This is a genomic window from Coprococcus sp. TM115-187, from assembly GCF_027679115.1.
Taxonomy (GTDB): Bacteria; Bacillota; Clostridia; order Lachnospirales; family Lachnospiraceae; genus Allocoprococcus; species Allocoprococcus comes.
On sequence record NZ_JAQEKS010000025.1, the window covers coordinates 709 to 20,387 of the forward strand.

General features: G+C 42.5%; 19 protein-coding genes. 1 reads left to right on the forward strand and 18 read right to left on the reverse strand.

Annotation, left to right across the window (positions count from 1 at the left end):
* The 8 genes from PGW42_RS13105 to PGW42_RS13140 form a co-directional block, all read right to left on the reverse strand.
* On the reverse strand, positions 1–351 hold a 351-nt coding region (locus PGW42_RS13105; RefSeq protein WP_270235153.1), incomplete at its 3' end, for a hypothetical protein.
* A 148-nt stretch (positions 352–499) separates the two neighbouring features.
* Positions 500–1,981 (reverse strand): peptide MFS transporter, encoded by a 1,482-nt coding sequence (locus tag PGW42_RS13110; RefSeq protein ID WP_195501867.1) that lies wholly within the window; start codon positions 1,979–1,981, stop codon positions 500–502.
* Between the two features lie 440 nt (positions 1,982–2,421).
* Positions 2,422–2,853, reverse strand: a complete 432-nt coding sequence (locus PGW42_RS13115) for a putative ABC transporter permease (RefSeq protein ID WP_008375501.1) — start codon at positions 2,851–2,853, stop codon at positions 2,422–2,424.
* 75 nt (positions 2,854–2,928) lie between these two features.
* Entirely contained in the window at positions 2,929–4,377 is a 1,449-nt protein-coding gene (miaB, locus tag PGW42_RS13120; protein WP_270203793.1) for a tRNA (N6-isopentenyl adenosine(37)-C2)-methylthiotransferase MiaB, read from the reverse strand.
* Positions 4,378–4,392: 15 nt separating this feature from the next.
* On the reverse strand, positions 4,393–4,572 hold the full coding sequence (locus tag PGW42_RS13125) for a DUF4250 domain-containing protein (RefSeq protein ID WP_008375347.1): 180 nt from the start codon (positions 4,570–4,572) through the stop codon (positions 4,393–4,395).
* A 17-nt stretch (positions 4,573–4,589) separates the two neighbouring features.
* A complete protein-coding gene (locus tag PGW42_RS13130) occupies positions 4,590–5,129 on the reverse strand; it encodes a DUF5662 family protein (protein WP_118217880.1) in 540 nt (179 codons plus the stop codon).
* Complete coding sequence (locus tag PGW42_RS13135) at positions 5,126–6,841, reverse strand: alpha-amylase family glycosyl hydrolase (protein WP_270203794.1); 1,716 nt, start codon at positions 6,839–6,841, stop codon at positions 5,126–5,128. The genes PGW42_RS13130 and PGW42_RS13135 overlap by 4 nt, the downstream gene beginning before the upstream one ends.
* Positions 6,832–7,824, reverse strand: coding sequence for a sugar ABC transporter substrate-binding protein (locus tag PGW42_RS13140; protein WP_270203795.1), 993 nt, complete (start codon positions 7,822–7,824; stop codon positions 6,832–6,834). The genes PGW42_RS13135 and PGW42_RS13140 overlap by 10 nt, the downstream gene beginning before the upstream one ends.
* A gap of 129 nt (positions 7,825–7,953) precedes the next feature.
* Between PGW42_RS13140 and PGW42_RS13145 the strand changes: the two genes are divergently transcribed.
* Positions 7,954–8,268: a DUF1292 domain-containing protein gene (locus PGW42_RS13145; RefSeq protein ID WP_008375343.1), complete on the forward strand. Its 315-nt coding sequence runs from the start codon at positions 7,954–7,956 to the stop codon at positions 8,266–8,268.
* Here PGW42_RS13145 and PGW42_RS13150 read toward each other — a convergent pair whose 3' ends face one another.
* The 10 genes from PGW42_RS13150 to grdB all read right to left on the reverse strand — a co-directional run bounded on the left by PGW42_RS13150 (position 8,269) and on the right by grdB (position 19,662).
* The gene (locus PGW42_RS13150; RefSeq protein WP_117558219.1) at positions 8,269–10,131 is read right to left on the reverse strand and encodes an ATP-dependent helicase; all 1,863 of its coding nucleotides are present in this window, start codon (positions 10,129–10,131) and stop codon (positions 8,269–8,271) included.
* A 99-nt stretch (positions 10,132–10,230) separates the two neighbouring features.
* Entirely contained in the window at positions 10,231–11,688 is a 1,458-nt protein-coding gene (gene gltX, locus PGW42_RS13155) for a glutamate--tRNA ligase (protein WP_117558221.1), read from the reverse strand.
* Between the two features lie 139 nt (positions 11,689–11,827).
* Positions 11,828–12,352 carry a threonine/serine exporter family protein gene (locus PGW42_RS13160; RefSeq protein ID WP_270203796.1) on the reverse strand — a complete coding sequence of 175 codons (525 nt, stop codon included), beginning with the start codon at positions 12,350–12,352 and terminating at the stop codon, positions 11,828–11,830.
* A gap of 18 nt (positions 12,353–12,370) precedes the next feature.
* A complete protein-coding gene (locus PGW42_RS13165; protein ID WP_055297034.1) occupies positions 12,371–13,132 on the reverse strand; it encodes a threonine/serine exporter family protein in 762 nt (253 codons plus the stop codon).
* Between the two features lie 246 nt (positions 13,133–13,378).
* Positions 13,379–14,533, reverse strand: a complete 1,155-nt coding sequence (grdD, locus tag PGW42_RS13170; protein WP_117558225.1) for a glycine/sarcosine/betaine reductase complex component C subunit alpha — start codon at positions 14,531–14,533, stop codon at positions 13,379–13,381.
* Between the two features lie 18 nt (positions 14,534–14,551).
* Positions 14,552–16,090: a glycine/sarcosine/betaine reductase complex component C subunit beta gene (gene grdC / locus PGW42_RS13175; RefSeq protein WP_270203797.1), complete on the reverse strand. Its 1,539-nt coding sequence runs from the start codon at positions 16,088–16,090 to the stop codon at positions 14,552–14,554.
* A gap of 295 nt (positions 16,091–16,385) precedes the next feature.
* Positions 16,386–16,859, reverse strand: coding sequence for a glycine/sarcosine/betaine reductase complex selenoprotein A (gene grdA / locus PGW42_RS13180; RefSeq protein WP_117558227.1), 474 nt, complete (start codon positions 16,857–16,859; stop codon positions 16,386–16,388).
* Positions 16,860–16,998: 139 nt separating this feature from the next.
* On the reverse strand, positions 16,999–17,316 hold the full coding sequence (trxA, locus tag PGW42_RS13185) for a thioredoxin TrxA (protein WP_008375313.1): 318 nt from the start codon (positions 17,314–17,316) through the stop codon (positions 16,999–17,001).
* Positions 17,317–17,352: 36 nt separating this feature from the next.
* Complete coding sequence (gene trxB, locus PGW42_RS13190) at positions 17,353–18,300, reverse strand: thioredoxin-disulfide reductase (protein WP_008375312.1); 948 nt, start codon at positions 18,298–18,300, stop codon at positions 17,353–17,355.
* Positions 18,301–18,348: 48 nt separating this feature from the next.
* Positions 18,349–19,662, reverse strand: coding sequence for a glycine reductase complex selenoprotein B (grdB, locus tag PGW42_RS13195; RefSeq protein WP_270203798.1), 1,314 nt, complete (start codon positions 19,660–19,662; stop codon positions 18,349–18,351).
* Positions 19,663–19,679 lie beyond the last annotated feature (17 nt).

Genomic DNA, 19,679 nt, shown 5'->3' on the forward strand with positions numbered 1-19,679 from the left:
ACATCCAAATGCTCTGCAACATGATGTAAATGTAATATATTCCTGTCCGCAGAAATATATTTTTCTTTTATTATGATAATTCAAATAGCTGGAAAGCGCATGCCGCAGCAGAAAATGCTTTCTTTTTGCATATCGCCGGACGCAGATCGGTTTAATCTCATATGCCGTGCAGCATGCGGCGAAACTGTCATAAGTCACATAGTTATATGTAAAACGATTATATTTATAATACTGATAATAATGGCTGAGCGCCTCCTCTTTTGATATTCTATTTTTCTGCATATAAGTACATAGGGATTTATAGTTTATATTGTAATAATCGCAGCATTTTTTTAAATCTGTCCACCTCACTTTCCTCCTTTATTACAAAATATTGCAAAATGTTATAGAATTAAAAAGTCCTTGCCTGACATCTCTGCCTGACAAGGATCTTTTTTTGATACTTTTTATTACTTCTTCTTTAAGAGGACATTTATTTGATTTATTCTCGAGAAACTTCCTACGCTTCTCTTTCCATTCCCATTCCTTCTGCAAGCTTCTTGCTGAATACAAGTACAACTGCACCCAGAATCGCTACCACCGCGCCGATTCCGATGAAGAACGGCACTTCGCTTCCTTCTTTATAGAAGTTAACGAGGATCATGTTAAGAGCAGCTCCTACTGACTGAGACATTGACCATACAGTCATCATCTGTGTTACAAAGGCTTTTGGCGCTGCTACTGCTGTGATCGAATATCCGATCGGGCATGTAAATCCTTCAGCAAACATCAGTACTGCATAGAACAATACGATCCACCATGCATTTACTTTTGCATCGCCTGGGTAGATGATATAAAGGAGTGCAATGATCATTGCGCCAAGTCCCCACAAAATCGTTCCGAATCCCATCTTTGTTGTTCCGAATGGCTGTTTCTTGCCAAGTTTTGTCCAAAGCATAGTAAGGAAGCTACCAAAGCAAACCGCAAAGATTGCCGGGATTGTCTGGAAGGAAGCTGCCGGAATTTCTACTCCGAAGATCACACGGTTTACTTTTTCTTCATAGAAGATAGCAAGGATTGAAATTGTCTGTGTCCAGATCAAAAGTGTAACGGCATTACAAATAAATGGCGGAAGCAGACAAAGCACTTTCTTTTTCTCATGCTTTTCTGTCTTCTTGCTTGAGTAGATGAAGACAAGATAAGCAAGCGGGATAAAGATAGAAATAGTACTTACTACGTTTGCAAAGGAAGATATTTTCAGCTTTCCTGTTGCAAATGAAACTGCTAAAGCTGTTCCTACGATAGCAACAACAATAAGCATTTTTACAACGAAAGAACGTTTCTTATCTGCCGGAAGCGGATCATCCGGTTCCAAACCGATATTTCCGAAGAATTTTTTGTAAGTAGCAATATAAGCAACAGTACCTAAGAATGAGAGAACTGCTGCTAATGCGAATGCTGCGTGGTATCCGCATTTCGCTGCAATTACACCCGCAAGAGCCGGAGCTGCTGCACCGATGTTGGAAATTACGTAAGAAATTGTGAAGGCACTGTCACGTCTTCCATCGTTCTCATCATAGAATTTACCGATCAGAGTTTCGATACATCTTCCTGCGAAGAGTGAACCGAATACCATACATCCCATAGCTGCTGCATATCCTACTACCCCAAGTGGAAATGCAAGTAAAGTATAACCGATAAATCCGGTAACTCTGGCTACAAGCAGTGACCTACGACATCCAAGGATACGATCGCAGACATAGCTTCCGATGATGGTTGTCATTCCGACTACAGTTGCGTATAAAGAAATCAACTGTGCTGCATCCGCTTTATCGAATCCAAGACCTGCAGGTGCATTTGCATACAGGTAATAGATCATTATAGCACTCATTGCGTAACTTGAAAAAGATGAACAAAGCTGTACAAAACTGAGAGTCCCCACTCCCCTAGGCTGACCTAAAAACGCGGTCTCCTTTTTTAAGGCTTCATCATATTGATTCATTTTTATTTTTCCTCCAAATAACATATACTTCTCATTCAATAAAAAACAGTTTATATTTTCCCCGATTTTTCCTGCTGCCCTCCTTTTTCCATGATTATATTCACTTGTTTTTATCTTGAACCTTTCTTGTATCTTACTGAATTTTCCCAAAATTGTCAACATTTTACATTTAACAAAATGCATTTATACTCATTTTTGTAACCATACACAAAAAAGATGAAAAGAGTTTGGTTTCCCATGACTCTTTTCATCTTTTTTTCGTCATTTTTCACATATAGAAAATTCCATTTTCGGAATTTTATTAACAATTAAACACTTCCATGATCTTTTGGATTTTTATATCTTGAGGTGTTCCAAAATTATGATAAACAACCTGAAAAGTAAGATCTACTGATAACCATATAATACAAAAGACATAATAACACCTCAAAAATCATCTTTTACAATACATGAAACTCCGGCTTTTCCTCCCCATATACACCCCAGAGCACCACTCCTCCAAGCACGATCGCCAGGCACAAAAGTCCTGAAAACATCACCATAAACGGCAGGCAGATCTGGCCACACAGCTGGAACGGCTGATCCCGGTAATCCCAGATCCCGATCTTCAGCCATTTATTACAGATAATCCCCGTCATAAATTCCAAGGATGTCAGGAAAAGCACTGCCCGGATAATCTGAATCCACATCGGCTCAGACCAGTGCATTACCTCGCCCTGAAAACTGCAAAATGTCAATGCAACTCCCCCAAGCACAAACATGGTCCAATGAGAAAATCCACGAAACCAGATCTCGATCAGATAATAGGTGCTTCCCCCTGCTGCTATCAGAAAGACTATCTCACTTACCCTTTTACTCACTCTTTTCACCATAAAAAACGCCCTCACTATGCAAATCTCTTACATAGCATGAGCGTTTCTTTTGGATTTTATCACAAATCATTGGATTTATTTACAGAGTTCTCCCATATAATAGAAGCCTTTTGCCTCTTTTAAGTAAACTGTCACGATCTTACCGATCATGCTTTCATCTCCCGGGAAATGTACCAGGAGGTTGTTGCTCATTCGTCCTGTCACCAATGACGGATCATGATCGTTGACACTTTCTACCAGCACATCCTGTGTGGTTCCCTGATGTACAGAGCATACTTCCGCCGAAATCTGCTGCACCTCTTTTAAAAGGCGATCAAAACGGTCTTTTACCACGTCGTCAGGAACCTGATCTTCCATTGCTGCCGCAGGGGTTCCTGTTCTCTTGGAATAGATAAAAGTAAAGGCACTGTCATAACGCACCTGTCTTACAATATCCAGAGTATCCTGGAAATCTTCCTCTGTCTCCCCAGGGAATCCGACGATAATATCCGTTGTAAGGGAAATATCCGGCACTGCTTCGCGGATCTTTCTTACCACCTCAAGATAATGCTCCTTGGTGTAATGGCGGTTCATCTTCTGCAGGATCCTGCTGCTTCCTGACTGAACCGGAAGATGCAGATGCTTGCAGATTTTCTTGGAATGTGCCATTACATCAATCAGTTCATCTGATAAATCCTTTGGATGGGAAGTCATAAAGCGGATTCTCTCCAGTCCTTCAATCTTCTCAATCTCCTGAAGAAGCTGTGCAAATGTCATCGGCTCTTCCAGATTCTTTCCATAAGAGTTTACATTCTGACCAAGGAGCATAACTTCTACCACACCATCTGCCACAAGTCCTTCAATCTCGCGAATGATATCTTTTGGATTACGGCTTCTCTCACGTCCACGCACATACGGTACGATACAGTAGCTGCAGAAATTGTTACATCCGAACATGATGTTAACACCGGATTTGAAGGAAAATTTACGTTCGCTCGGAAGATCCTCCACAATCTTATCGGTATCCTTCCAGATATCGATCACCATTCTCTCAGATTCAAATCTTGTCACGATCAGTTCTGCAAATTTATAAATATTGTGAGTTCCAAAGATCAGGTCAACAAACCGATAGCTCTTCTTGATCTTCTCTACAACAGTCGGTTCCTGCATCATACATCCGCAGAGTCCGATGAACATATGCGGATTCTTTTTCTTCTTTGCACCAAGCTGTCCCAGACGTCCGTAAACACGCAGATTCGCATTTTCACGGACAGTACAGGTGTTGTAGATAACGAAGTCTGCTTTCTCTTCATCCGACTCTTCCTTGTATCCGATCAGTTCCAGAACTCCGACCAGCTTTTCAGAGTCACGAGCGTTCATCTGACAACCGAAAGTCGTCACGCAAAAAGTCAGATCTCTTCCGATCTCCTGTGCTTTTTCGCTTACATACTTCCGCGCTTTGGCAATGTAATAGTACTGTCTCTCCGGCTCAGTGACCGGAGCTTCTTTGGTAAGATCTATTGCATCAAAATCAATATTATTCATATGTTATTAACCTCTCTATACAAACTGGTTCAGCCCTGCATCATATTCATAATCAATGGATGCCAGTTTCTCTGTCAGTTCTTTTTTCTCAATCTGCATCTCCTGGCAAAGAGTATCCAGATCTGCATAAAAATCCCGTAATTTTGTATTGACCACACTCAGAAGGATCATTGGATCCTTTGGTAAATCTGCCATGTTTTTATCCTCTTTTTCTAATAATCTCTCGTTTTCAACACGGTATTTCGGATATAATCAAAAGTTTTCTCTTCCCCGTCTGCCGCGAGCATATAGAGAAGTTCTTCCAGAAGTGCCCTGGTATCCTTATGCATCCAGTCCCCTGCAATACCGTGAAGATAATATTCAAGCGGTGACGTATCCGTATATTTATCTTTCATATAAATCTTGGAGGCTGCGATCCGGTCCATTAACATCTCGACCACATACTCTTTGGGCATCTTCATCCCGGTAAGCATTGGTTCCCCTTCCAGTCCGTAGTCAATCCAGTATTCATAATGATGTTTATTGCGTCCTTTATGGTGCAGCCATGCCGAAGAATAGCCCTTTTCTTCTCTTTCTGCGTTATTCGGGCTCCGGTTTCCCTGGAAATACCTGCACCCAACCCAGAACTCCGCCGGAGAGTACTTCGACATATCATGCAAAAGTCCCTGTCTGTAAAGTCCTACCTTAAAGCAGTTCTTCATAACCAGATATTTGTGATGTGTTATGGTGCAAAAATGTTTCCAGATTTTCATTCTTTAGCCTGCCTTCCAACAAAAACTTTGATCGTTCGCTCCTCCAGCTGAACCTTCTTATCTTTTACCGGAACTGCTTCTTTTTCATCCAGGACTCCTTCTTTTGTCCCTGCTATGCACACCCATTCCATTCCTTTTGGAAGGGAAGGAAGTGCAAATGAATGAGAAAGCCAGTGCATATTATATGCAATATAAAAGTCCTTCTCTGTACTTTCTTCATGATAGAATACACCAAGCTGTCTGCTTGCACGCCCTGCCGGCATCTGCCACGCATCCTCCCCATGATAGGAAATCTGAGGGATTCCGCTTCTGCCCATCGTGTCTTCTGATTTTTTCGCTATCTGCTTCATACAGGCTTTGCGAAGTGCAATCAGTCGACATACAAATGTATATAATTCTTCCTGTCTGGAAAGCTGGTTCCAGTCAAGCCATGATATCAGATTATCCTGACAGTATGCATTATTATTCCCTTTCTGGGTATTCATAAATTCATCCCCGGAAAGGATACACGGCATTCCCTGTGCAAATAAAAGTAAAAAGAACGCATTAAATATCTGATTCTTCCGCAACTCGTTAACCGCCTTTTTCCGGCTGTTCCCTTCTGCCCCACAGTTCCAGCTGTAATTGTAATCCGGACCATCCAGATTATTCTCACCATTTGCTTCGTTGTGCTTTCCATCATAGGAAACTACATCACAGAGCGTAAATCCGTTGTGGCTTGCAATATAATTATACAGCTGTGTATCCTGATTCTTCAGCTGGCAGATCACATCCCGGATCATGCCCTCATCTCCCTTTAAGAAACGGCGCATCACATTCTGGAATCCGTCTTCTTTTTTGAGGATCTTACTTTTCGCAAGCACAGGATCCTTTGCAAGTTCATCCGGATTGCAGATATATGGATTCACAATAAATCCATCCACATGATACTGCATCACCCAGTAACGCAGGCAATCTAAAATCAGAGAAAACGTAGTTCCCTCTGTGAAAGGCATCTCAAGAATAACTTCAATCCCTGCAAGATGCATCTGACGAACAAGTGACTTCATCTCATTCACCGGATCTCCTGCTGCATATGATGCTTTTGGTGCAAAGAAATATGCTTTTCCATATCCCCAGTAATTCACATGCCTCTGATTCTCATCAAATTCATAAACCGGCATCAGATGGATCTGGTTAATCCCCAATTTTTGAAGATAGGGCAGTTTCTCCGTAACTCCGTCAAACGTTCCTTTGTGTGCGACTCCGGACGAACTGTGTTTTGTAAATCCACGGACATGAAGACTGTAGGCGATCACATCTTCCTTTTTCAGATGTGGAAATTGCGACTTTCCCCAGTCAAATGTATCTGTTACGATCCGGGTACGCAGTTTTCTCTTTTCCTTTGACACAGACCAGTGTTCTCTGCCTGAAAATGCTTTTCCATATGGATCCGGAACTATCTTTCCACCGATTTTATAACAATATTCATAATCTTCCGGTTGTTCCAGCACCACGGAGAGAAAGTGCAGATTTCCTGCCACATCAGAGTATGGCATCTCCTGTGAAAATGCTGAAGCCCTGGCACCTTTTTTATAAATGATCAGTTCACATGTCTGTCCTTCCGGAACTGCTACCGAAAAATTCGCTGTCTGTCCTTCCACAGTACATCCCTGTGGAAACGGAAATCCCACTGCTGTCTTCATATCCACTGTTCCCCCTGTTACTGCCATCCGTCAACTCCATACATATCTACATTCGAGGCATCAATAAAAAATACATCCAGATACGTTGTCTTTTCATAATCATCCCCGTTTAAAATAGCAAAACCGATTTTGGCCGATTCTTTTCCGAGTTTGATCGGTGATTGCGCACTTGTTCCGCGAATCAGGGAATCCGTCTTCTGAAGTTCTTTTTTCAGATCTGGAGAACCATCTACCCCGTAAATCTTTACATCAGTAAGACCGGCTGTTCTTGCTGCAACCAGTGCCCCAAGCGCAATCTGGTCGTTCCCGCACATTACTGCCGTAACATCCTTATTCTCTGCAAAAATCTTGTTAGCTGCTTCTCTTGCCTCGTTCAAATCTCCACTGACATCTGCTCTTCCTACAATCTCAAATCCCTTTCCGGCAATTGCTTCCTCAAAGCCTGTAATTCTCTCTACAATAGAATTCTGTGTAAGACCTTCAAGAATTACAATCTTTCCACCATCCGGACTCTGCTGTATCAGATCTTCTCCACAAAGCTGTCCGGCAGCTTTATTATCCGAACCAATAAAAGCTTCAATATAATCCGTATCCTTAACTTCCGTATCAATATTGATGATCTTAACATCGGCTTCCTTAAGCTCTTTCAGTGCAGGTGTGATCGCATCTCTTGATACCGGACACAGAAAAATGGCATCCAGTCCGTCTTTGATCATCTGATGGATCTGCTCGATCTGGGTGTCTACATTCAGTGCCGGATCTTTTGTCACCAGCGTACTTCCCTGTGCTTCGACTGCTTCTCTCAGTGCCTGCTCAAGTGTAATATAGTATGGATTTTCCATGGTAATACAACTAAATCCAAAACGATAGCTTTTTGCCTCTTCCTTGCTGTCATCGTCCTCTTCTGCTATTGCATTGTCCTGGCTTGTCCCAACATTCTTCTTACAGCCTGCAGTCATGCCAATACAGAGAACCATCACAAGAAAGATAGAAAAAATCTTTTTCTTCATATAGATAAACCTCCCTGAAACCTTTCTTTTATTGTATCTTTTTTACCGCTAATGTCAATACTTTTCCCCTTGCAAATATCCCCATACTCTGTTAGAGTGATAGTATCAGATTGAAAGGAGAACTGAACAATGGAAAAGGAACATAATCTGCTTGAATCCGATGTTGTCACACTGACACTTGATGACGATGTGGAAATCGAATGCGCCATTATCACAACTTTTAATATGGATTCTACCGAATACATTGCACTTCTTCCGCTTGATGAAGACGGTGGAAATGAGGACGGAGACGTATGGATCTATCGCTTTATCCGTGATACCACAGGCGGCTCCGATCATGATCTTCAGAATATCGAAGATGATGATGAGTATGACCGCGCTGCGGATAAGTTTGATGAATGGCTTGATACACAGGAATTTGAAGGCTTTGATATTGAAGAATAATTATTTTATTCTCTGACCTAAAAGCTCTTCCACAAAACGGGACGGTTTGATACTGTTCCCGTTTTTTTGTGTAATATAGGAAATACAGAGATTATTCTTCGCACGGGTTAGTGCTACATAAAAAAGTCTTCTCTCTTCTTCAATCTCATCTTTCTTTTCTGCCTTCTGATGCGGAATCTCACCCTCATTGGCATGGATCACAAATACATCCTCAAATTCCAGTCCTTTCGCTGAATGGATCGTCATCAGCTGTACCTTATTCTCCCGCTCTCCTTTGATCTTCCTTGCCTTTGCCTGCTGTTCTTCCAGCTCCTGCGTATATTTTGCAATATGGATTTCCCATTCATCATAGGATTTGAAGTTTTTACTCCTCTCCTCAAGCTCTGCCATCACATCCATCAGCTGCTTCCACGAAATCTGATGTTTTTCGGCATATTCCTTCAGAAAATCATCATATCCGATCTTTTTCCGGATATACTGGATTGCCGCATAAGGTGCCATATTCTTCATCATACGGACATCCACATCAAACTGGTCAATAATATCCAGCATCCAGTCCTTATCGCAATAAAATTTACGCAGATCCTCAAAATTTACCTGCCGGTTCTCCATACTGTTCCGTGCCAGATACCTGAGTGGTCGGTTACAGATTGTCAGGAAAAGCGACCTGTCCCGCTTTCCTGCTGCCAACTGCAGATATGCCATCATATCTTTTACAATAAAATGCCTGTAAAAATTGGTCACATAATCTCGCATTTCAAACGGGATACGGTGTTCGCTTAATATTTCCGAAATCATTCGCGCCTGGACTGCTGCCCGGAAAAGTACAGCAATTTCTCCCGGCTTTATTCCCTGGTCCAGTTTTTTCTGGATCTCTTCCGTTACATACTGCGCCTCTTCCTGTTCATCCAGGACTTCCTGCACATGAACATTCTGTCCTCTTCCCCGAAATGACTGTACACGCTTATAAAAACGGGTATCATTATGCAAAATCACTCTTGCCGCTGCTCCGGTAATAAATTCGGTAGAACGATAATTCACCGTCAGCGAAATGGTCCGAAGTGACGGGAATTCCTGCTTCATATAAAGCATCAGCTCCGGCTTTGCTCCACGAAATCCATAAATGGACTGATCATCATCCCCGACTACAAACAAATTGTACCTCGGTGCTGCAAGCATCCGGATCACTTCATACTGCACACGGTTGATATCCTGGAATTCATCGATCAGGATATACTGGAAACGCTTCTGCCATCCTTGCAGAATCTCCGGCTTTTTCCGGAAAAGTGCATAACACTGTACCAACATATCATCAAAATCAAATTTTTTCAGTTCTTTTTTCTGATGCTCATAGCTGCGGAACACTTCTGCAAACTCATCTTGTGTAAGATACTTACTGTGAAAATCTTTCAGATGACAAAGTCCGTTCTTTACCATGCCGACTTCCCGCAGAAGTTCTCTCACCAGTTCCTCTTCATCTTCTACCTCAGGTGTTGATTCGATATCGGTCTGGTCTAAGACCTCCTGTAAAAGTACAGAGGACTCTTTTTCAGACATCAGATTATTCGCACCAATCCCATAGGCACATTTTAGAATCCCATAAAAAATACTGTGAAAGGTCCCAAACGTTACCGGATAATTTTTTCCGGCAGTCAGCCTTTCAAAACGTTCTTTCATTTCACGTGCTGCATATCTTGTAAAAGTAATTACAAGAATCTGATCCGGGCGTACTCCGCTCTCCTCAATCAGATAACGGGTACGTTCTGTGACAATAAGCGTCTTTCCCGAACCCGGAGGTGCCAGCACCATACACGGTCCATTCCCGTGCTTTATCGCTTCATCCTGTCCTCTGTTTAGTTTCATGAACTCCCCTTCTCATATGTAATACAACAGAACGGATTCCTCTTCCGCATTACGCGAAAAAAGAAATCCGTCCCCCATGCATACTTTTATATCTGTATATTATCTGCTTAATAATTCTATTGCATTCTTGATTCTTTCTACAGATTCTGCCTTACCAAGAACTTCCATGATCTCAGTCGCTCCACCCGGAGTATTCTGCTTTCCTGAAACTGCAGTTCTTACCGGCCACATCACATATCCGTTCTTATAACCTTTTTCTTCTGCAAATCCCTTCAGCAGCCCGAATAATGCGTCGTTACTGTAATCATCCCATACTTCCAGTCTTGGAAGAATTTCTTTTAATACTTCCAGAGAAGTCTCTTCGTTAGTCTTCATCTTCTTATGGCAATACATTGCAGTATCATATTCCGGAACAGCTTCAAAGAAATCAATCTGGTCTTTGATATCAGGAAGGATTTCGATACGGCTCTTGATCAGAGACGCAATCTTTTTCAGATCATAATCCTTTGTGATCACTTTCTTGATATACGGCTCTGCAAGTTCATAGAATTTATCAAAATCCATAGCCTTCAGATATTCCCCGTTCATCCACTTCAGCTTATTGATATCAAATACAGCCGGTGATTTGCTCATATGATGATAGTCAAATGCTTCAACAAGTTCCGGCAGTGAGAAGATCTCTCTGTTATCCTGCGGACACCATCCAAGAAGTGCCACATAATTTACAATTGCTTCACTTACAAATCCCTGATCCAGAAGATCTTCGTAAGAAGAATGTCCACATCTCTTGCTGAGCTTTTTGTGGTTCTCATCTGTAATCAGCGGGCAATGTACATAGACCGGTACTTCCCATCCAAATGCTTCGTAAAGACGGTTGTACTTCGGTGCTGAAGAAAGATATTCATTCCCTCGGACAACGTGTGTAATATTCATCAAATGATCATCAATAACGTTCGCAAAATTATAGGTCGGATATCCGTCTGATTTGATCAAGATCATATCATCCAGTTCCGCATTCGGAACGGTAATATCTCCATAAATTTCATCATGGAAAGTTGTGGTTCCCTCTGTCGGCATATTGATACGGACAACATATGGCTTTCCGGCTGCAAGGTTTGCTTCTATCTCTTCTTTACTCAGATGCAGACAATGCTTGTCATAATTCACAATCTGTGTTCCATCCTCTGATACAGAAGTCTTCAAAGATTCCAGACGTTCTTTATCACAGAAACAGTAGTATGCATCTCCCTGTTCAATTAACTGCTTAGCATACTTCATGTAAATTCCTGAAGCCTGTCTTTCACTCTGAACGTATGGTCCGACACCGCCATCTTTATCTGGGCCTTCATCATGAACAAGGCCTGTCTTCTCCAGTGTTCTGTAAATAATATCCAATGCACCTTCTACATATCTTTCCTGATCTGTATCTTCAATACGGAGCATAAAATCTCCGCCTTCATGTTTTGCGATCAGGTATGCATATAATGCAGTACGCAAATTACCGACATGCATTCTACCTGTCGGACTCGGTGCAAATCTTGTTCTGACTTTTTTCATTTTAGTGTTCCTCTCTTTAACTTCTGTTTTATTTTCACTGTGAAAATAAACTATTCACAGTTCTCTATGACATTCAAATATATGTTCATCTTTATAATACTAACACATTCCCTTTTTTACTTCAAGCATTCCGAAGCCACTATTTTTCCCGTTTTTCTGTATTTTGCGGTTCCTCAGCTCCAGGAACGATCTTTCGGACATACTTCATGGAATTCTGCTTCCACTCACTCTTCTGAAAAGCCTGGAAAAAGGTATCCACGACAAAAATTGCAAGAGAGATCACGCCTGCGATCTCCAATGTCTGGATCAGATAAAATTCGGACATCGCCTCGTTCCCGTCGATCAGATAATGAACCGTCTGGTACATCCCGTTTCCGGGAACAGTCGGAAGAACCCCGGCAATCAGAAACAACGTAACCGGTGTCTTATAAACTCTCGCAAAAATATGCGAAACAACCGCAGCTGCAACTGCTGAATATAAAGATGCCATCACATCTCCCCTGCCAAAATGTATTGCAAGCAGATAAACAAATCCACCAATTGCTCCTACAATACCAGCCTGAAGAACAAAGCGGCGCGGAACCTGAAGGAGAACCGCAAAACTGTAAATAGATAAAAACGCTCCAAATACCCGGATGATCATTTCAAAAAAAGTACTGTTCATTTTTTGCTCTCCTTCCTGCTAAAAAATCTTTGCGCAAAGCGCCAGCCCAATACCAATTCCAATTGCAATCCCAAGTGCTTTTAAGAAAGCTTCCATCACTCTTGCACCACCGGAAAGATAATCCCCCCGCAAGGTATCCCTGACAGCATTGGTGATTGCCATTCCCGGTACAAGAGGCATGAAACTTCCTATCATAACAGTATCCATATTCATCTGATCACCCAGACCTTCTTTTAGAAGGCAGCAGGCAAATGCAACACCAAATCCTGCGAAAATATCCTGAATAAATGGGTGAAATTTCAGATCCTGTCCCGCTGATACAAAGGCAACAAGAAAAAGTCCTACAACGATGGCTGCCCCGGTATCTGCAATGGATCCACCAAAAAAAATTGTAAATCCCACACCAACCCCCATCATTGCCAGGTTGGTTGTCTTGCGGCTGAACTCGAACTGTTTTAACGTCGAAAGCTTCTCATATGCCTGCTCTAGTGTCAGATCATCTCCACAATACTGCCTGGAAATCTCATTAACATCTACGACGAGCTTTAGATTGGTATCCCGTTCTTCTACTCTCTTTGTAACAGTAACTGCCTTTTCGTTCTCCAGTTTGATCGTCGCGGAAATTCCGGTCATGATCACCAGAACTTCTGCCATCTCGATGTGATCCGCCGTCTTCAGTATATGATGCATGGTATCTTCCACACGATACGTTTCCGCTCCGCTTCGCAGCATTATTTCACCGGCAAGCATCGCCGTTTTCAGTAATAATTGCGTATCCATGACTTTCTCCCTCTCACTTTTTCGGATTTATAACTGTCATGATACTATTTCCTATTCTAAAAATCAACCAAAAATTTTTCGTACACAAAACAGTACAATCATTACCGTTCACAGTATCTGTGACAAATAATGTATAATCTTTCTGCAAAAACAGTTTTTCGCAAGGAAAAAGGCTTCCCGGTCTTATGACCGGAAAGCCCATCTTCCTGAATTAGAGTGAGAGTGTTTATAAAAAGGCAGATTTTATTAGTTAATATATCCGCTCTTTTTCAGTTCTTCCTCAGCTTTTGCGAGGTTTGCGTCTGATACACGGATGATTGGTCCTGTGCATCCCATTCCGCTTTCTGCGTAAATGCCGAGTTTCCACAGTACTTTAACTGCGTCTTCCAGATCCATAACTTCAATTCCAGGGATCTGTGCTGTTACGATTTCCTTCGGTGGCTCTTTAACTTCTTCTTCAGCCACTGCCGGTTTCTGTGATGCTTTATGTTCATCCAGGATTTCTTTTAATCCTGCTTTCTTAACAGCTGCAAATTCTTCTTTCGCTACTTCAAATACTTTTCCTCTTACCAGCTGTGCTGCGTAACGGATCGCATTTGCGATAACCGGTGCTCCGGATGCTCTGGATACGATCATAACAAGCTGTTCATATCCTTCTCCGATTCCAGGTCCGTATCCGAATCCTGTTGCTTCAAAGCTTCCACCTGTTGTGAAAGAAGAAAGCATCTTCACCATGATATTTCCGGTAAGGGAATCTGTTACCATGATATCTGGGGATGCCTGAAGGACGTCATTTCCTCTCATAACGCATCCGCCATCTGCTCTTCCTGATTCTGCAAATTCGATCGGATACCCGTTCTCCTGCAGTTTCTTCAGAGCTTTCTCTGTCTGACGTGCACCGTCTACATTCAGGATACCAACGGTCGGATTCTTCTTGCCACAAGCTTTTGCAGCGATGATTCCGTAGATCGCATTTTTGATCATTCCTTCAATACGGTCTGTGCTGGATGTTCCTGTTGTATTAGCGATGAACATTTCTTTTGCAGTTGCCGGTGTTACACAGCGTCCTACTGTAGATACACCGATCGGGAATGGGAAGTGCATGGTTACTGCTGCATCTACTTCTCCATTCTTCAGCATTTCTTCCATCTTATCATGACCTTCTTCATCGTTAGCCACTTTAACAGTTGTAACGCCTTCTGCTTCTAATGTTCCGATATAATATACATCAATTCCGTCTTTTGCCGCTTCAATTGCCGCTGCCATAGAGTTTTCTTCTCCATGTTCGCTTCCCATTCCGGTCAGTGCAACTTTCGGGCGCTTTCCGAAGCTTCCTGTCTCCAGTCCCTGCGCCATCTCCATAAAGGTGTCGGCAATCATTCTTTCAATTCCATTTGCCATTTTGTTTGTCCACCTTTCTTATTCTTCTGTTGCCATTAATGATGCTGCAAAATCTTTCATTGCTTTTGCGATCAGTCCTTTTACTTCTTCTTCTGATACGCCGCTGTTATCTTCTGCACCAGTATTTGCCTGGATTACGAAAGATACACCGTCGAAGAGGTTGGTCATACGTCCAAGGAACAGACTTCCTTTTCCGATGATCATGGCTTTATTGATCTTTCCTGCAAGGATATCTTCTCTTGCAAATCCGATGTACGGTACACCTGAAGGAATATGTCCCTGAGTCGGAGCCCATCCTGTCAGTCCGTGTTCTCCTGCAAAACTTGCAAGTTCTTTTCTGTCAAGTTCGCCTCTCTTAACTGCGAGAGCTGCGATCATCTTGTAGTTAGCAAGCGGTACATCTCCAGCTCCTGCCGGTTTTGTGATATCCGGGTTCTGCATTTCCGGAGAGAATTTATCGATATCTGTGATCTTAAGTCCTGCTCTTTCCAGTGGATCAGCTACAAGGCTTCCGATTACGTTCTGCGGAGCACTTCCTGTTCCTACTGTATGGCGTCCAAGGATATCCAGGTTGATTTCCGGGTTTACGCCATCGTTTTCTGCGATGATTACACAGAATCCACCAAGGCAGTCTTCCAGGATCGGAAGACCTTTCTTTACATGGTCTTTACCGTTCATACCAAGTTTTGCTGTACAACCACCAGCTGTTACAGCTACACATTTGTATGCGCCTGATTTTACGAGAGCTGCTGCTTCGATCAGTGCGTGAGATGGTCCGGCACAGAATCCACGTGAGTCAGAACCTGTTGCGTTCAGAAGTCCTGCAACTTCAGCTGCTGCTTTTGCGAAGTTACCGCCACCACGCTGGTTCATATCACCACAAGCTTCTTCTGCACAGTCGATGACATACTCAACGTCTGTCTTTTCGATTCCTGCGTTTCTTACACCATAGAGGAGGGCGAGCACGCTGGATGCCTTACTCATAATGTTTTCATGCATAACATGAGCTGAAAGGTTTGCATCAATGTCATGCGCTCTCTTTACACAGCCTACCAGTTTGTTTTCATGATACAGACCTTCAGCATGCTCTTCATTTACAAAATGTTCAATTTCTGAGATTTCAAATCCCTCGATTACTTTTTCTACGATATCATCTGTGATGATCGGATCTGCTGCAAATTTTTCTTTTGTAGCTGCTACAAATCCTTTTTCAAGCATAACAACTTCGAACATGTCGCATGCCTGAGCTAAAAGAAGGAATTCGTCTTCCGGCATGATTTCACCGTATTTTCCGTAACGCTCTGCACCTTCTTTTACTTTATCGTAGTAAGGAAATTCAACCTGGGCAAGGTCGTCCGGTGTTGCATTTCCGATATATACCTGATTCGGCCAATAATTTACACATGTATCATATGACCGAAGATGATCTCTAAGTTCTTTTAAATATTCTGATTCCGGATTAACAACTCTTTCTGTTGTCTGTGTTGTTCCGTTGTAAACTACCATTTCCGGGGTATGTACGAGTACATATCCTGCTCCTTTAATTACACTGTTCATCGCTGGTTTCCACCTTTCCTGACATTCTCTTTTTACGAATGTCACCATCATTCATTTCTCCGTGATATGCGCGTATAATCTACCTGCCTGATTTAAAAGAATTTTGGCAGAATGCGCTAAACAAGCTTTTCATCAGAAGTGTATCACTGGCACACTTCTGATCTGCTAGGCAACTCACTAATGCAATACCAGCATGTTCCCGATATGCCTGGCAATAAAACAGGCGACAGGAAGAATCCTGCCGCCTGTACCTCTATCTCAGATATTCCGCTTTGAAGGTATACCCCTCTTTATCTTAGAGGTATTTGCAATATTCGTCGCGGATTGCTGACATTTCGTCTACGATATCATCAACATCAAGGACCATTTCCATCATGCCTACCTGTTCATCGTAAACAGCCGGGTCAAATTCTTCTTTTAACTCTGGTTCACATACGTGATATGTCGTGAGTCCAAGCTGGACCCCTGTCAACGGACCTGCGAATGTCGGGTCTCCTGCTGTAACGGTTTCTGCAGCAAGTCCTGCTGCTTCTCCTTCAGCTGCGCCTACGATTACGACTACGTTTTCCGGGCCGTACTCCTCAGCAAATTCTTTTACCCTTTTCTGATTCTCCAGATCCATTGCGCCTGCGCTAGTTCAGACGAAACATTCTGTTGAAGAAAAAACTACATCTCCGCCAGCTGTCTTTACGCATTCTGCGATTGCTGGTCCCGGTACACCGTCACGGTCACCGATAATAACAACTTTTTTATCTTTTAAAATTGCCATGATGTCTTTTCCTCCTTCCTTTCTTTTAAAATTTTGTTTTGTTAATAGTTTTACACGCTTTACGCGATTATATATTGTGAGCACACAAACAGCTCTTTGCCGCCTGTGCGCGGCTCACCGAATTAAATTGGTTTAATGATTAGATATATTTCTTAATCATTGCTTCGATGCTTTCCTGTGTAGCATCATCTTTTACTACTTCTTCTACTTTTTCGCCATCTTTGTAAATAGCCATAACCGGAAGACCAAGGATCTTCTGTCCGATAGCAAGACGACGAGCTTTTGTTGTATTCAGAGATGTGAATTTGATCTTATCTCCGTATTTGTCTGCCATTTCATGTACGAACGGCATCAGAGCCTGGCATGGAACGCATCCATCACCAAAGAAATCTACGAATACATAACCTTCTGCTTTTAAGACTTCGTCTTCAAATGTTTTCTTATCTACTTCTAACATGTCAAATGTCCTCCTCACTCTATTAAAAAGTGTTTATTATTTTAACTCGTTAATATACTTTTCTGCCTGTGTAGCTGCGATTGCTCCATCAGCTGCAGCTGTAACAACCTGTCTTAAGCTCTTAACGCGGATATCGCCTGCTGCGAATACGCCTGGGATATTAGTGTGCATATCTGCATCTGTCGGAATATATCCTCTTTCATCCATCTCAAGACCTGTTCCTTCATAGATCTTTGAGTTTGGAAGTGTTCCGATAAATCCGAATACACCAAACATTCCGTCATCTTCATCAGCTACGATCTTAGTGAGTTCACCTGTTTTAACATTCTTAACAGTCATCTCAGAAAGGATTCCGTCACCGCCAACTTCTTCTACAACCGTATCCCACATAAAGTGAAGTTTTTCGTTCTTGAAAGCTTTTTCCTGGATGGATTTTGCTGCACGAAGCTCATCACGTCTGTGAATAATGGTAACTTTTCTTGCAAATTTTGTAAGGTACATAGCTTCTTCTACAGCAGAGTCTCCTCCACCTACTACGTATACTTCAAAATCTTCAAAGAAGTTTGCATCACAGGTAGCGCAGTAAGAAACGCCCTTACCCATGAATTCTTTTTCGCCTTTGCATCCGATCGGTCTTGCAAAAGCTCCGGTTGCGATGATAACCGTCTTTGACTGATATTCAGCCTTCGCACTCTTCAGTACTTTGATATCGCCGTCCAGGTGTACTTCGTTAATTACATCTGATGCTCTCTCAACGCCGAATTTTTCACACTGCTGTGTCATTCTTGCGATAAGAGAAGGACCGCTTTCCCCTTCTACGATCTGTCCAGGATAATTTTCGATGTCATCTGTGATTGCGATCTGTCCGCCATCTTTACCTTTCTCAATAACCAGTGTTGAAAGACGGCTTCTTCCTGCGTACAGACCTGCAGCTAAGCCTGCAGGTCCCGCACCCAGGACGATCACGTCATAAACTTTGCTCATAACGTTCTCTCCTTTTTTAATAAAATTACATGACCTTCTAACTATGATTTAGTTGTCAAAGATTGTCTGTCCGTCTACTTCTGTTGTAAGAGCTTTCAGAGCTTTTTCAACAAGACCCTTACGAAGAGCATACTCTTCATCTTTTTCAAGAGCCGGATTTCCAAGTGGATGAGGAATAGCAATCGTAGGAACGATTCTGTTCGCACCAACTGTCATGGAAATCGGAGTTACTGTACACATATGAACTACCGGGAGTCCAGCTGCTTCAATTGCTTTTACCATTGTTGCACCGCAACGTGTACAGGTACCTCAAGTAGAGGTCATGATAACTGCGTCAACACCGTCTGCTATAAGTTTCTGAGCATATTCCTCAGCGAAAGCTTTTGCAGAAGCTACGGCTGTACCGTTACCAACTGTTGTATAGAATTTGTTGTGAAGTTTTCCGATAACGCCTTCTTTTTCGAATTCACGCATAACGTCTACAGGAAGTACACGGTCTGCATCTTCGTTAGCGTATACCGGGTCATATCCACCATGAGCTGTTTCGTATGTTTCTTCTGTAAGATCCATAACGCCTGTGATGTCATATTCTCCGTAGTGAGAAGCATTTGAACTTTCGATGTGGTCCGGATTTCCTTTCGGAACGATTCCACCTGAAGTGCAAAGTGCGATTGTAGCCTTGCTAAGGTCTTTGATAGCCGGCTGTGGATCAACACGGTCGAATGATGGCATTGGATACTCTGTCTCGAACGGCTTGTCTGCCAGTTTCTTAAGGAGCATCTTAACAGCTCTCTTAGATCCACGTTCTTTTTCGAAGAAGTTTACACGAACTCCGTTCGGCATATAACCTTCCTGGCAAGAAGCACCGATCTTTTCGCCTTTAGCGATCTTAAGAGCAAGAGGAGCAAGTTTCTTAACTGCATCTCTCATACCAGCTGCGCTGTTCTTTGTAGATACTGTATAAACTTTGTTCTTGAACATATCAGCACCTGGGTTTTCTACATACATACCAGTTACTGCCGGGATTCCAAGTTCTTCCTGTACTGCATCACAGATAGTTCCGCAAGCAACACCGTAACGTCCAGCGTTGAAAGCAGGTCCAGCGATGAAGATATCAGGATTCTGGCTCTTAACCATTTCAAGAATATCAGCTTTTGCTTTGTCAAGGTTTTCATTGAAGTAAGAGTCACCACAAACGATTGTAGCTACGATCTCTGCTTCTTCTCCAAACTGCTGTGTCAGAGCCTGTCCAGGTCCAACGATTTCGCCTACGCGAAGTTCAGCAGGATAATCAGCTTTTTCTTCTCCACCGATCTGAGCGAAGAACTGATTGATATAATGTACAACTTTAATTTTACTCATTATCTTTACGTCCTCCA